Origin of the sequence: Bacteroides sp. AM23-12, from assembly GCF_003434395.1 — a bacterium.
GTDB lineage: Bacteria > Bacteroidota > Bacteroidia > Bacteroidales > Bacteroidaceae > Bacteroides > Bacteroides thetaiotaomicron.
This window is the reverse complement of record NZ_QTLF01000013.1, coordinates 41,574-55,205: the sequence shown is the minus strand read 5'-3', so window position 1 is coordinate 55,205 and position 13,632 is coordinate 41,574. Positions and strand designations below refer to the sequence as shown.

The window sequence follows — 13,632 nt, the reverse complement described above, 5'->3', positions numbered from 1 at the left end:
TTGCAAAAAACATGAATATTAATCCTATATTTGCAGCCGTTAAAAGAGAAAGATGAAACAAAGCTTAAAATACGGACTATTTCTGGTACTTGCTTTGCTGATCCATGTTGTTTCCAATGAAGCAATGGAAGATAACTGCAGAGTATCCCCCCCGACATATCGCCAGGAGAAGTGCTACGTATCTCAGGATCATCCTGTTCATAATGCTCTTGAACGTCTTCATTATTTCTATTCTACCCAGTCTTGTGATATGAGTCATGCGGATGTTGCACACATCCCTACAGATAAAAGCGTGCAATTGCTGATTACTTATTTCCGTGAATACAAAAGCCAGCAAAACACGTCTCAGACTCATTCACTCCATATTCCCAAGTACTTTTACGATCCTATTACATATTATATATATGGTTTAAGGAAGATCGTCATTTAGACGGTACAATCCATTATCTTATTCGTCAATTCATTACAGTTGGTTTCATCCGGGTGTGGAGAAACTAATTGTTTATTTCTATATAATATTCAATCTAAACAGCTATTGAAATTATGAATTTTACATTTTTAGTTGTTGTTTTACTGACAGCGCTCGCTTTTGTCGGTGTAGTAATAGCCCTTTCACGAGCTATTTCACCACGTTCGTACAATGTACAAAAGTTTGAAGCTTATGAATGTGGTATACCAACGCGTGGTAAATCATGGATGCAGTTCCGTGTAGGTTACTACCTGTTTGCCATCCTGTTCCTGATGTTCGACGTGGAAACAGCTTTTCTGTTCCCTTGGGCAGTAGTTATGCATGACATGGGACCTCAGGGGCTCGTTAGTATTCTCTTCTTCTTTATTATTTTGGTTCTGGGCCTTGCTTATGCCTGGAGGAAAGGAGCTTTGGAATGGAAATAACCAAAAAACCGAAAATAAAATCAATTCCGTATGATGAGTTCATCGACAATGAGTCATTGGAAAAGTTGGTCAAGGAACTTAATACCGGAGGAGCGAACGTTTTTCTTGGGGTTCTGGACGACCTTGTCAACTGGGGACGCAGCAATTCACTGTGGCCGCTTACTTTCGCAACCAGCTGTTGCGGCATCGAATTCATGGCACTGGGTGCCGCGCGTTATGATATGGCCCGCTTCGGGTTCGAAGTAGCACGTGCCAGTCCGCGCCAAGCTGATATGATCATGGTCTGCGGAACAATCACCAACAAGATGGCACCGGTACTGAAACGTTTGTACGATCAGATGCCCGATCCGAAATATGTAGTTGCCGTAGGCGGATGTGCTGTCAGCGGAGGGCCTTTCAAGAAGTCTTATCATGTGCTGAATGGAGTAGATAAGATTCTTCCGGTCGATGTATATATCCCCGGATGTCCGCCCCGCCCGGAAGCTTTCTATTACGGCATGATGCAACTACAACGCAAAGTGAAAATAGAGAAATTCTTTGGTGGAACGAACAGAAAAGAGAAGAAACCGGAATTTATGAAATGAAGAATGAGGAACGAAGAATTATGCAAGAAATACAATTTATAGTCCCTGCAGCGTTACACGACGAAATGCTGCGCTTGCGAAATGAAAAACAGATGGACTTCCTTGAAAGCCTCACTGGTATGGACTGGGGAGTAGCAGACGAAAAAGACGCACCGGAGAAACTCCGTGGTTTAGGCGTTGTCTACCATCTGGAATCGACTGTTACGGGAGAACGGATAGCACTGAAAACAGCCGTTACCGACCGTGAACGACCGGAAATTCCGTCAGTCAGCGATATATGGAAAATAGCCGACTTCTACGAACGTGAAGTGTTCGACTACTATGGCATTGTTTTCGTAGGGCATCCCGATATGCGCCGCCTTTACTTACGTAATGACTGGGTAGGATACCCCATGCGTAAAGATAATGATCCGGAGAAAGATAATCCGCTTTGTATGACTAACGAAGAGACGTTCGATACAACACAGGAAATAGAACTTAATCCGGACGGAACGATTAAAAACAGAGAAATGAAACTCTTTGGAGAAGAAGAGTATGTAGTCAACATTGGCCCGCAACACCCTGCAACTCACGGTGTAATGCGCTTCCGCGTTTCTCTTGAAGGTGAAATTATTCGTAAGATCGATGCTAACTGCGGTTATATCCATCGGGGTATCGAGAAAATGAACGAGAGTCTTACATATCCGCAGACATTGGCATTGACTGACCGCCTCGACTATCTGGGCGCACATCAGAACCGTCACGCTTTGTGTATGTGCATCGAGAAAGCGATGGGCATCGAAGTGAGTGACCGTGTCAAATACATTCGTACAATTATGGATGAGCTGCAACGTATCGACTCTCACTTACTGTTCTACTCCGCCCTCGCCATGGACCTTGGAGCACTGACTGCTTTCTTCTACGGATTCCGTGACCGTGAAAAAATTCTCGATATTTTTGAAGAGACTTGCGGCGGACGTCTGATCATGAACTACAATACCATCGGCGGTGTACAGGCCGACCTTCATCCTAACTTCGTCAAGCGGGTAAAAGAATTTATCCCTTATATGAGAGGTATCATTCACGAATACCACGACATATTTACCGGCAACATTATCGCTCAGAGCCGTATGAAGGGCGTCGGAGTGTTAAGCCGTGAAGATGCAATCTCATTCGGTTGCACCGGGGGTACAGGCCGTGCTTCGGGTTGGGCTTGCGATGTACGTAAGCGGATACCGTACGGTGTATATGACAAGGTGGACTTCCAGGAAATTGTTTATACGGAAGGAGACTGTTTCGCCCGTTATCTGGTGCGTATGGACGAAATCATGGAGAGTCTGAAGATTATAGAGCAGTTGATAGACAACATTCCCGAAGGCCCGTATCAGGAAAAGATGAAACCGATCATCCGCGTTCCCGAAGGCAGTTATTATGCCGCCGTAGAAGGAAGCCGCGGAGAATTCGGAGTCTTTCTCGAAAGTCAGGGTGACAAGATGCCTTATCGCCTGCACTATCGTGCTACGGGATTACCACTTGTTGCTGCAATCGACACGATTTGCCGCGGAGCGAAAATTGCCGACTTGATTGCCATCGGAGGAACACTGGACTATGTAGTTCCGGACATCGACCGATAAACAAAAGATAAAAAACAAGTATTAAGTATAAAGTAGTAAGTATTAACCGACTATGCAATATGATATACGCTATATTCCGCATGGAATTAATACTTAATACTTAAAACCTAATAATTAAAATATATATGTTCGACTTTAGTATAGTAACAAACTGGATACATGAGCTGCTGCTCTCCGTTATGCCGGAGGGATGGGCCATCTTTATAGAGTGCATAGCTGTCGGCGTGTGCATCGTTGCACTATATGCAATTCTGGCTATCGTACTGATTTACATGGAACGCAAAGTCTGTGGTTTCTTCCAGTGCCGCCTCGGTCCGAACCGTGTCGGTAAATGGGGTTCTATTCAAGTGATATGCGACGTACTCAAGATGCTGACCAAGGAGATTTTCACTCCGAAGGATGCCGACCGCTTCCTCTACAATCTGGCTCCATTCATGGTGATTATCGCCTCGTTCCTCACTTTCGCTTGTATTCCTTTTAATAAAGGAGCGGAAATTCTGAATTTTAATGTGGGCGTATTCTTCCTGCTGGCTGCTTCCAGCATCGGTGTGGTAGGTATTCTGCTTGCCGGTTGGGGTAGTAACAACAAGTTTTCGCTGATCGGTGCCATGCGAAGCGGCGCACAGATCATCAGTTATGAGTTGTCAGTGGGTATGAGCATCATGACGATGGTCGTACTGATGGGCACCATGCAGTTCTCCGAAATCGTAGAAGGACAGGCTGACGGATGGTTTATCTTCAAAGGACATATTCCTGCCGTTATCGCTTTCATCATCTATCTCATTGCCGGAAATGCAGAATGTAACCGTGGCCCGTTCGACCTTCCCGAAGCGGAAAGTGAATTGACGGCCGGATATCATACGGAATATTCCGGTATGCACTTCGGTTTCTTTTATCTGGCGGAATATCTGAATCTGTTTATCGTAGCCAGCGTGGCCGCTACCATCTTTTTGGGAGGCTGGATGCCATTGCATATCATCGGTTTGGACGGATTCAACGCTGTTATGGACTATATTCCCGGCTTCATCTGGTTCTTTGCCAAAGCATTCTTCGTTGTGTTCCTCTTAATGTGGATCAAATGGACTTTCCCACGCCTGCGTATCGACCAGATTCTGAATCTGGAATGGAAATATCTGGTTCCAATTTCTATGGTAAACCTATTATTAATGGCATGTTGTGTTGCCTTTGGCTTCCACTTCTAAAATAAGAATTATGGAATATAAAGATCAAAAATATACGTATTTGGGAGGACTGATACATGGTATCAGCACTCTGGCAACGGGTATGAAAACCAGTATCAAGGTATACTTCCGCAAAAAAGTAACCGAACAGTATCCTGAAAACCGGAAAGAGCTGAAAATGTTCGACCGGTTCCGTGGTACACTGGCAATGCCCCACAATGAGAATAACGAACACCGCTGTGTAGCCTGCGGATTGTGTCAGATAGCTTGTCCGAACGATACAATCACCGTAACCAGCGAAACGATCGAGACTGAAGACGGCAAGAAGAAGAAAATCCTGGCAAAATATGAATATGACCTCGGAGCTTGTATGTTCTGCCAACTGTGTGTCAACGCTTGTCCGCATGATGCCATCACGTTCGACCAGAACTTCGAACATGCCGTCTTTGACCGGACGAAGCTTGTCCTGCAACTGAATCATACCGGTAGTAAAGTAATTGAAAAGAAAAAAGAAGTTTAGATATGGGATCAACACTTGAAACAGTAGTATTCTACTTTTTGGCAGCATTTATTATTGCAATGTCCATCATGACGGTGACTACCCAACGTATTGTCCGCTCAGCCACCTATCTGCTCTTCGTGCTCTTCGGCACGGCTGGCATCTATTTCCTGCTGGGTTACACCTTTCTGGGGTCTGTCCAGATTATGGTTTATGCCGGTGGTATCGTCGTCCTTTATGTATTCTCCATCCTGCTGACCAGTGGAGAAGGTGACCGCGCCGAGAAACTGAAACGAAGCAGGTTTCTGGCAGGACTCTTTACGATGATTGCCGGTTTAGCGATTATCTTGTTTATCACCCTGAAGCATAACTTCCTGCAAACGACCAACCTGGTTCCGCTGGAAATAAACATCCACACCATTGGTAATGCTTTATTAAGCAGTGACAAATATGGTTATATATTGCCTTTCGAAGCAATCAGTATTTTATTGCTGGCTTGTATCATCGGTGGTATCATGATCGCCCGAAAGAGATAAATAAGTAAGTATTAACTATTAAGTATCAGGTATTAGGCTGCGCAATGAACCGCAAGGAATTAATACTTATTACTTAAAACCTAATAATTTCAGATATGATACACATGGAATATTATCTGGTAGTTTCTACCATCATGATGTTTGCAGGAATCTATGGGTTCTTTACCCGCCGTAATACGCTGGCTATCCTGATTTCTGTAGAGTTAATGCTGAACGCCACGGACATCAACTTCGCCGTGTTCAACCGTTTTCTCTTTCCGGGAGGCATGGAAGGCTATTTCTTTGCACTCTTTTCCATCGCTATTTCGGCTGCGGAAACGGCTATAGCTATCGCCATCATGATTAACATTTACCGCAACCTCCGAAGCATTCAAGTCCGCAATCTGGACGATCTGAAGTGGTAGTGCCAAAGCGGCACGACCCAATTTCCATTCGGATGGATATCGTGATAAATATGAACAATAATAAAACAAGTAATTAAAATAAACTGTATGGAACTAACAATTCTAATACTCCTTCTTCCCTTCCTCTCCTTCCTCATTCTGGGAATCGGAGGAAAATGGATGTCTCATCGGACAGCGGGTGCTATCGGTACGCTGATACTGGGAGCAGTAGCAGTACTATCGTACGTTACGGCTTTCCAATATTTCTCCGCCCCTCGTTTGGAAGACGGAACATTTGCCACATTGATACCTTATAATTTTACGTGGCTTCCTTTCACCGAGACTTTACGATTTGATCTGGGCATTCTGCTAGATCCTATATCCGTGATGATGCTGATTGTCATTTCTACCGTGTCACTGATGGTGCATATCTACTCCTTCGGCTACATGAAAGGTGAGACGGGCTTTCAACGTTATTACGCTTTCCTGTCCCTGTTTACGATGTCTATGCTGGGACTGGTTGTTGCCACAAACATTTTCCAGATGTATCTTTTCTGGGAACTGGTGGGTGTCAGTTCTTATCTGCTGATCGGTTTTTACTATACAAAGCCTGCTGCCATTGCCGCTTCCAAGAAAGCGTTCATTGTCACCCGCTTTGCAGACTTAGGCTTCCTTATCGGTATTCTGATTTACGGATACTACGGTGGCACATTCGGCTTCACACCGGATACGGTATCATTGATCAGTGGCGGCGCTTCCATGCTTCCATTGGCTTTGGGACTGATGTTTATCGGTGGCGCCGGAAAGAGTGCCATGTTCCCGTTGCATATCTGGCTGCCCGATGCCATGGAAGGTCCTACTCCTGTCAGTGCCTTGATCCATGCGGCTACGATGGTAGTTGCCGGCGTTTATCTGGTAGCGCGTATGTTCCCGCTTTTCATTGCTTATGCACCGGACACCTTACATATGATTGCCTGGGTAGGTGCTTTCACCGCCTTTTATGCAGCAAGCGTGGCTTGCGTACAATCGGATATCAAACGTGTGCTGGCCTTCTCGACCATTTCACAGATTGGTTTTATGATGGTAGCACTGGGCGTTTGTACTTCTATGAACCCGCACCACGGAGGACTGGGATATATGGCTTCCATGTTCCACCTCTTCACACACGCCATGTTTAAGGCATTACTCTTCTTGGGTGCCGGCAGCATTATCCATGCAGTACATTCCAACGAAATGTCAGCCATGGGAGGACTACGCAAATACATGCCTATTACTCACTGGACATTCCTGATTGCCTGTCTCGCCATTGCCGGTATTCCTCCGTTCTCCGGTTTCTTCTCAAAAGATGAGATTTTGGCTGCCTGCTTCCAATATAGCCCTGCAATGGGTTGGGTGATGACAGTAATCGCCGCAATGACCGCCTTCTATATGTTCCGCCTCTACTACGGCATCTTCTGGGGCAAAGAAAATAAAGAGCTTCATGCTCATCACACCCCGCATGAGAGTCCGTTGGCTATGACTTTTCCGTTGATGTTTCTGGCGGTTGTTACTTGTGGTGCAGGGTTCATTCCTTTCGGACATTTTATCAGTTCGAATGGGGAGTCTTACTCTATTCACCTCGATCTGTCGGTAGCTGTCACAAGCGTTGTAATTGCGATTATTTCTATCGGGATTGCCACATGGATGTATAAGAATGCCAAACAACCTGTTGCCAATGCACTTGCCAAACGGTTCAATGGATTGTGGACAGCTGCTTATCATCGTTTTTATATTGATGATATATACCAGTTTATTACGCATAAGATCATCTTCCGTTGCATTTCGACTCCCATCGCATGGTTCGACCGTCATGTAGTGGATGGATTCTTTAATTTCCTGGCATGGGCTACGAATACGACAAGCGACGAGATACGTGGTCTTCAAAGCGGTCAGGTACAGCAATACGCATACGTGTTCCTTTGCGGAGCGCTGGCGCTTATCCTGCTGTTAGTTCTATAGCAAGTATTAACTATCAGGTATTAGATATTAAGCTGCGCAACAAGTCGCTGCGAATTAATACTTAAAACTTAATAATTCAATTATGAATTTTTTATCAATCTTCGTACTCATCCCCTTACTGATGCTTGCCGGACTTTGGGCAGCACGGGGAATCAAAGCGATTCGGGGGGTTATGGTTACCGGCGCATCGGCACTTCTGATTGCCTCCGTCGTACTTACCTTTATGTATTTGGGAGAACGCAGTGCCGGCAACACGGCAGAAATGCTATTCCGTGCGGATACACTCTGGTATGCACCGCTTCACATCTCCTACTCGGTAGGCGTTGACGGTATTTCGGTAGCCATGTTGTTATTGTCTGCCGTTATTGTATTCACAGGTACTTTCGCCTCCTGGCGTCTGCAGCCTCTGACAAAAGAATATTTCCTTTGGTTCACACTGTTGTCTATGGGAGTCTTCGGATTCTTTATATCCATCGACTTATTCACCATGTTCATGTTCTACGAAATCGCGCTGATTCCTATGTACCTGCTGATCGGTGTATGGGGTTCGGGACGTAAAGAATATGCAGCCATGAAGCTGACCCTTATGCTGATGGGCGGTTCCGCTTTCCTGCTGATCGGTATTCTCGGAATCTATTTCGGTTCGGGAGCTACCACCATGAACCTGCTGGAAATAGCACAGCTACATAATATTCCTTTTGCACAGCAATGTATCTGGTTCCCGCTTACCTTCCTCGGGTTCGGTGTGCTGGGTGCTCTTTTCCCGTTCCACACATGGAGTCCCGATGGTCACGCTTCCGCCCCGACAGCTGTATCCATGCTTCACGCCGGAGTACTGATGAAACTGGGAGGTTACGGATGTTTCCGTATCGCCATGTATCTGATGCCGGAAGCCGCTAACGAACTTTCATGGATATTCCTGATACTGACAGGTATCTCCGTTGTTTACGGAGCATTCTCCGCTTGCGTACAGACAGACTTGAAATACATCAACGCTTACTCTTCCGTTTCTCACTGCGGACTGGTACTTTTCGCCATTCTGATGCTGAATCAGACTGCTGCGACAGGAGCCATTCTTCAGATGCTTTCCCACGGATTGATGACAGCCTTGTTCTTTGCCCTGATCGGTATGATTTATGGACGTACACACACACGTGATGTCCGCGAGCTTACCGGATTAATGAAAGTAATGCCGTTCCTCAGCGTATGTTATGTGATTGCCGGTCTTGCCAATCTCGGTTTGCCGGGATTAAGCGGGTTCATTGCCGAAATGACTATCTTCGTAGGTTCTTTCCAGAACAACGACGTATTCCACCGTACACTGACCATTATCGCTTGTTCATCCATCGTGATCACGGCAGTCTATATCCTGCGTCTGGTAGGCAAGATTCTGTACGGTACCTGCACCAACAAACATCATCTTGCGCTGACAGACGCAACCTGGGATGAACGGGTAGCTGTTATCTGCCTCATCGTTTGTGTAGCCGGACTGGGTATGGCTCCTTTCTGGGTAAGCCACATGATTGGTGAAAGTGTACTCCCTGTAGTCTCACAACTCATCCCATAACCTTTATTTTTTAATCTTTAATTCTTAATTTATAAAGATGGATTATTCACAATTTCTACATATGCGGGAAGAGCTGTCGCTCGTAGCAGTTTTACTATTGCTGTTCCTTGCCGATCTCTTCATGAGTCCGGACGCACACAAGCAAAAAGGGACGAGACCCGTTTTGAACACCATGCTGCCAGTTATCCTGATGGCCATCCATACAGCGATCAATCTGGTTCCAGGCACAGCTGCCGACATTTTTGGCGGTATGTATCACTATGTACCCATGCACACGGTTGTCAAATCAATCCTGAACATAGGCACGCTGATTGTTTTCCTGATGGCACACGAATGGATGAAACGCGACGATACTTCATTCAAGCAAGGTGAGTTCTATGTACTTACACTCTCCACCCTGTTCGGTATGTATCTCATGATTTCCGCCGGACACTTCCTGATGTTCTTCATCGGACTGGAGACAGCTTCCATCCCGATGGCAGCCTTGATCGCTTTCGACAAATACCGCCATAACTCCGCTGAAGCCGGTGCCAAGTATATCCTTACCGCACTTTTCTCCAGCGCACTGTTACTGTTTGGTCTGTCAATGATTTACGGTTCCGCAGGAACACTGTATTTCGATGATCTTCCTGCTCATATCGATGGAAATCCGTTGCAAATCATGGCTTTTGTATTCTTCTTTACCGGTATGGCGTTCAAACTCTCTCTGGTTCCGTTCCATTTATGGACGGCAGATGTTTACGAAGGTGCACCGAGTACGGTTACCGCCTATCTGAGTGTTATCTCCAAAGGTTCGGCAGCATTTGTGCTGATGGCAATTCTGATCAAAGTATTCGCACCGATGATACATGACTGGCAAGAAGTACTTTACTGGGTGACTATCGCTTCTATCACCATCGCCAATATATTCGCTATCCGCCAGCAGAATCTGAAACGTCTGATGGCGTTCTCCAGTATTTCGCAGGCAGGATATATCATGCTGGGTGTAATCGGAGGAACGGCACAGGGAATGACCGCCATGGTATATTACATACTTGTATATGCCGCTGCCAATCTCGGAGTATTTGCCGTCATCACTATCGTAGCATTACGCAGTCAGAAGTTTACCCTCGAAGATTATGCAGGACTCTACAAGACGAACCCGAAAATGGCTTTTCTGATGACTATTTCGCTGTTCTCACTAGCAGGTATTCCTCCGTTTGCCGGATTCTTCTCGAAGTTCTTTATTTTCATGGCAGCTTTCGAAGCGGGCTTCCACTTGCTGGTATTCATTGCACTGGTTAATACCGTGATTTCATTGTACTACTATCTGCTGATTGTAAAAGCAATGTATATCACGCCTTCCGATAACCCGATTCCGACTTTCCGCAGCGACCGCTGTACGAAGTGGGGACTGGCGCTCTGCACACTGGGCATCATCGGACTGGGTATTGCAAGTATCGTATATCAGTCTATCGATAAACTATCATTCGGAATATAAGAAACCGACTCTTTGGGGCTGACTTTTTAGTCAGCCCCATCATTCTTGTCTATTCTTCCGACATCACCACAAAACAGGGAAGGCTAAACCAAAAACGCGAACCCTTTCCCGGTTCGGATTCCACCCCTATCTTTCCGCCCATTTGTTCCACAATACTTTGGCAGATGGAGAGTCCCAGGCCCGTGCCGTGTACAAAGGAGTTCAGCTTCACAAAACGTTCAAAAATATGTGCCTGACTCTCTACGTCAATACCAACTCCCGTGTCTTGTACATAGAACTCCAGTTCTTCTCCTTTCTGCTTATATCCCACACGGATACTTCCCTCCGAGGTAAACTTAATCGCATTGTTCACAAAATTGGAGATTACCTGGTGCAGTCGGTTACGGTCACTAATAATGCGGCATTCCGCAAGATGCGGATCGAACATCAGTTCGACATTCTCCTTCACCTTCATTTGCATGGAGCGGACAATATCTTCACAGAGCATATTCACGTCTACATCTCCGTTGGTAAACTCAAATGTACCCGCTTCAATCTTAGACAGGTCGAGTATATCCGAAATCAGTTGTAAAAGCAGGTCATTGTTCTCCTTCACAATCTGAATATACTCCCGCCGTTCCTCTATATTTTCCGTATCGACGAGCAAGTCGGAAAAGCCAACGATGGCATTCAGAGGAGTACGTATTTCGTGGCTCATGTTAGCAAGGAAAGCACTTTTGAGACGGTCCATCATTTCAGCTTTGTCACGTGCCAGGATCAATTCTTTCTCCGTCTCCTTCAGTTCGGTAATATCATAGTTGATACCGATGATTTCCACTTCGTTTTCTTCCGGATTGTATGTCGTAACGACTACATTCATACGTATCCAGTTCCATTCATTCTTCTTGCCGGGACGGCAGATTCGCATTTCTCCCTGAAAGTGCTTCCGGTTTCCTTTTCTGACCTCCCGATAGAAATCAAAAATACGTTCACGGTCTTCGGGATGCATATTACGATAGACTCCCACCACGTCCGCCAATGGAGTATCCTCTTCTTCACCTAAATTTTTATACCATTGTTTAATGGCATATCCCTTCCGGTTCAGCAGATTCAACTTGGCATATCCCACCTTTGCATAATCCGATATGAGCAGGAAGAAATTCTCAAAATCACGAATACGGTTCATCGCATCAATCTGCTCCGTATTATCAATGCTAATCAGGATATAGCCGTTAAAGTTTCCTTCGTTATCATAGAGCTTGCTGACTTTCGTATATATATCTATCGTATCCCGACGATCGGGGTGATAATAACCTTCTGCCCGTTCAAAAGAGTAATTCAAACGGAAGTCTACCAAATCTTCATCCCGCACACGGTCACGGATATGCTGCGGTACGTTCGGATTCTCAAAGAAGTTGACTCCTATCACGTCCTGTTTATTTTCTACGCCGAATATTTCCAGATCCTTATTATTCAGGTCAATCAGGAATCCATCCTTATCATAGATTTCCACTCCTGCCGGGATATTGGCAAAGATACTCTTAAAAAGCTTCTCACTACGGTCCAGTGCCCTATTGGTCTTCACGGCCTCCGTGGAATCTGTAAACAGACCTACCACTTCATCTTTTTCCGGAGAATAAACTATCCAATGGGTATAAAGCTCTGTCTGCGGGAAAAAGATATCCTTTTCCCTGTATGAATTGTTATCCAGCACTTCTTTCAGAAAGAGGAGCTGTGAAGAAAAATCCGGATATATTTCAGAGGCCAAGACTCCTATATACGTTTCGGCAGGTCGGGCAAAGAAGCGGGAACAGGCCTTGTTGACATCCGTTATCTTATAATCAAGAAGCTGACCGTTTTCATCACGGACGACAGACATCCGTATATAACCTAACGGCATAAAATGGAACAGATTGCTTAAAAAAGACTGTTCGCGGACAACACGATCTTTGGCCTTGCGCAATTCGATGCAAATACTGATGATATTCGCCAATGAAGAGAACCATTGAAAATCCTCATTGCTCCATTCACGATACGATTCGACCAGATCTATACCCATAAATCCCCATACACGGTCACCTGCCATCAAAGGAGCGACCATCAACGAACAAATGCCTTGAGCGTCAAGGAATTTATATTCATCCTCCGCTTCTTCGGGCAACTGTTTCAAGGAAGTCAGTATGATGGGTTTGCCAGATAGAATCTGCTCACACCACCATCGGGTTTCATTAACCGGAATGGACTGCTGCTTGTTTTTCTCTTTGGAAACACCTTCCGAAACGACTTCATACGTGCAACTATGATGCGTATAGTCTTCGTTATACTCAAAGATATACACACGACCGCCTTGATAGAGGCTCAGCACGTCATTCAATATCTCCATAATACAAGAATCTACATCGTCATCATGGAGGAAGCGAAGCAAAGACTGTGATATATAGTTTTGCCGGCGTAACAGGTCGTTTACACGCCGGAGGGTATTTTTCTGTTCCACTTCTTTAGGCGCCTCAACACGCTGGATGACGCCAAAAGATTTGTCACCTCCATTGGTTCCGGTACCTTTCTCACGAAGAGCCAGACGGGTATGCAGCCAAACTTCACCATTTTTTAAACAAATGGGAAAAGTTTGCTCATAAAAGTCTTTATGAATATTTGCGTTAGCACGAAATTCCTGTACTATCTGTTCGCGGTAATCCTCACGTATCAAATTCTGGAAATCCATGAAAGAGATGGTATCACCTTCTAGTCCCAGAAGATCACAAAGAAAATCAGAGCAGACATAATGCCCAGCCAAAAAGTCCGCTTCCCACCATCCTATCTGAGCCAAAGAAGACATTTTACAGTATCGCTCGTAGTTTGTTTGCATAAGTGATTGATCGTATAATAATGAATAGCAAATATACGAAAAAGAAAATCAG

12 protein-coding genes are annotated in these 13,632 nt (G+C 45.2%); 11 read left to right on the top strand and 1 reads right to left on the bottom strand.

From position 1 onward, the window contains the following. The first annotated feature begins 52 nt into the window (after nt 1–52). The 11 genes from DW640_RS12725 (at nt 53) to DW640_RS12675 (ending at nt 10,735) form a co-directional block, all read left to right on the top strand. Nucleotides 53–430 carry a hypothetical protein gene (locus DW640_RS12725; protein ID WP_008760953.1) on the top strand — a complete coding sequence of 126 codons (378 nt, stop codon included), beginning with the start codon at nt 53–55 and terminating at the stop codon, nt 428–430. Nucleotides 431–543: 113 nt separating this feature from the next. Then, nucleotides 544–894 carry an NADH-quinone oxidoreductase subunit A gene (locus tag DW640_RS12720; RefSeq protein ID WP_008760952.1) on the top strand — a complete coding sequence of 117 codons (351 nt, stop codon included), beginning with the start codon at nt 544–546 and terminating at the stop codon, nt 892–894. Further along, nucleotides 885–1,478 (top strand): NADH-quinone oxidoreductase subunit B, encoded by a 594-nt coding sequence (locus DW640_RS12715; protein WP_011109092.1) that lies wholly within the window; start codon nt 885–887, stop codon nt 1,476–1,478. The genes DW640_RS12720 and DW640_RS12715 overlap by 10 nt, the downstream gene beginning before the upstream one ends. 20 nt (nt 1,479–1,498) lie before the next feature. Beyond that, entirely contained in the window at nt 1,499–3,091 is a 1,593-nt protein-coding gene (locus DW640_RS12710) for an NADH-quinone oxidoreductase subunit D (RefSeq protein ID WP_048695113.1), read from the top strand. A gap of 125 nt (nt 3,092–3,216) precedes the next feature. Further along, complete coding sequence (gene nuoH, locus DW640_RS12705; RefSeq protein WP_008760949.1) at nt 3,217–4,293, top strand: NADH-quinone oxidoreductase subunit NuoH; 1,077 nt, start codon at nt 3,217–3,219, stop codon at nt 4,291–4,293. A gap of 10 nt (nt 4,294–4,303) precedes the next feature. Continuing rightward, complete coding sequence (locus DW640_RS12700) at nt 4,304–4,792, top strand: 4Fe-4S binding protein (RefSeq protein ID WP_008760948.1); 489 nt, start codon at nt 4,304–4,306, stop codon at nt 4,790–4,792. A gap of 2 nt (nt 4,793–4,794) precedes the next feature. Then, nucleotides 4,795–5,307: an NADH-quinone oxidoreductase subunit J gene (locus tag DW640_RS12695; protein ID WP_008760947.1), complete on the top strand. Its 513-nt coding sequence runs from the start codon at nt 4,795–4,797 to the stop codon at nt 5,305–5,307. 95 nt (nt 5,308–5,402) lie between these two features. Beyond that, nucleotides 5,403–5,711 (top strand): NADH-quinone oxidoreductase subunit NuoK, encoded by a 309-nt coding sequence (nuoK, locus tag DW640_RS12690; protein ID WP_007764713.1) that lies wholly within the window; start codon nt 5,403–5,405, stop codon nt 5,709–5,711. Between the two features lie 87 nt (nt 5,712–5,798). Beyond that, nucleotides 5,799–7,688: an NADH-quinone oxidoreductase subunit L gene (nuoL, locus tag DW640_RS12685; RefSeq protein ID WP_117578312.1), complete on the top strand. Its 1,890-nt coding sequence runs from the start codon at nt 5,799–5,801 to the stop codon at nt 7,686–7,688. Nucleotides 7,689–7,770: 82 nt separating this feature from the next. After that, the gene (locus DW640_RS12680) at nt 7,771–9,255 is read left to right on the top strand and encodes a NuoM family protein (RefSeq protein WP_008764298.1); all 1,485 of its coding nucleotides are present in this window, start codon (nt 7,771–7,773) and stop codon (nt 9,253–9,255) included. Nucleotides 9,256–9,292: 37 nt separating this feature from the next. Continuing rightward, nucleotides 9,293–10,735, top strand: a complete 1,443-nt coding sequence (locus DW640_RS12675) for an NADH-quinone oxidoreductase subunit N (RefSeq protein WP_022470741.1) — start codon at nt 9,293–9,295, stop codon at nt 10,733–10,735. Nucleotides 10,736–10,784: 49 nt separating this feature from the next. Here DW640_RS12675 and DW640_RS12670 read toward each other — a convergent pair whose 3' ends face one another. Next, nucleotides 10,785–13,580 carry an ATP-binding protein gene (locus DW640_RS12670; protein WP_187323720.1) on the bottom strand — a complete coding sequence of 932 codons (2,796 nt, stop codon included), beginning with the start codon at nt 13,578–13,580 and terminating at the stop codon, nt 10,785–10,787. Nucleotides 13,581–13,632 lie beyond the last annotated feature (52 nt).

Excerpts from the sequence above, each read along its gene's own strand:
- DW640_RS12675 (WP_022470741.1), top strand. The coding sequence starts at position 9,293 with ATGGATTATTCACAATTTCTACATATGCGGGAAGAGCTGTCGCTCGTA.
- DW640_RS12715 (WP_011109092.1), top strand. The coding sequence starts at position 885 with ATGGAAATAACCAAAAAACCGAAAATAAAATCAATTCCGTATGATGAG.
- DW640_RS12720 (WP_008760952.1), top strand. The coding sequence starts at position 544 with ATGAATTTTACATTTTTAGTTGTTGTTTTACTGACAGCGCTCGCTTTT.
- DW640_RS12680 (WP_008764298.1), top strand. The coding sequence starts at position 7,771 with ATGAATTTTTTATCAATCTTCGTACTCATCCCCTTACTGATGCTTGCC.
- DW640_RS12670 (WP_187323720.1), bottom strand. The coding sequence starts at position 13,580 with ATGCAAACAAACTACGAGCGATACTGTAAAATGTCTTCTTTGGCTCAG.
- DW640_RS12700 (WP_008760948.1), top strand. The coding sequence starts at position 4,304 with ATGGAATATAAAGATCAAAAATATACGTATTTGGGAGGACTGATACAT.
- DW640_RS12710 (WP_048695113.1), top strand. The coding sequence starts at position 1,499 with ATGCAAGAAATACAATTTATAGTCCCTGCAGCGTTACACGACGAAATG.
- DW640_RS12695 (WP_008760947.1), top strand. The coding sequence starts at position 4,795 with ATGGGATCAACACTTGAAACAGTAGTATTCTACTTTTTGGCAGCATTT.
- nuoH (WP_008760949.1), top strand. The coding sequence starts at position 3,217 with ATGTTCGACTTTAGTATAGTAACAAACTGGATACATGAGCTGCTGCTC.
- nuoK (WP_007764713.1), top strand. The coding sequence starts at position 5,403 with ATGATACACATGGAATATTATCTGGTAGTTTCTACCATCATGATGTTT.
- nuoL (WP_117578312.1), top strand. The coding sequence starts at position 5,799 with ATGGAACTAACAATTCTAATACTCCTTCTTCCCTTCCTCTCCTTCCTC.
- DW640_RS12725 (WP_008760953.1), top strand. The coding sequence starts at position 53 with ATGAAACAAAGCTTAAAATACGGACTATTTCTGGTACTTGCTTTGCTG.